Raw genomic sequence first — 487 nt, 5'->3', positions numbered from 1 at the left:
TTAAAAAATTTTTTGATATAAAAATGAACAAACATTAAGAAATTCAACAATTAAAAAATATTTTAAAAAAATACTTGCATTTTTTGAAAAACGAGATATAAATATAATATAAAATTTATAAAGAAGTAAAAATTAGGAGGATATATTATGTTAACGAAATCGAAAGTATTACCAATAACACTATTCTTTGGAGCAGTTTTAGTTTTGCATGCAGATATAGTAGTAGACAAAGATACAGATGCCTATTTAAAAGAAAAAAATGGTACTAAAATAGTAAATATAGCAACACCAACTAAAAAAGGAGTATCACACTCTAAATTTAAAGATTTTTCAGTTGATAAAAATGGGGCAGTAATAAATAATAAATATGAAGATTCTAGAAGTGAATTAATAAATGATACAGTAGAAGGAAATAAAAATTTAAAGGAAGGAGTAGCAAAGGTTGCTCTTTTTGACGTTACAGGGCAAAATAAAAGTGAATTAAAAG

The 487-nt window shown here is 23.6% G+C and carries 1 protein-coding gene; it reads left to right on the top strand.

The window, feature by feature from the left end; translation table 11 throughout:
• Window positions 1–147: 147 nt before the first annotated feature.
• The coding region (locus AWT72_RS08830; RefSeq protein ID WP_156413157.1) for a two-partner secretion domain-containing protein at window positions 148–487 on the top strand (340 nt) is incomplete at its 3' end.

Source organism: Oceanivirga salmonicida, from assembly GCF_001517915.1.
GTDB lineage: Bacteria > Fusobacteriota > Fusobacteriia > Fusobacteriales > Leptotrichiaceae > Oceanivirga > Oceanivirga salmonicida.
Note: the sequence above shows the minus strand (reverse complement) of the source record. Positions and strands in the feature narration are given on the sequence as shown.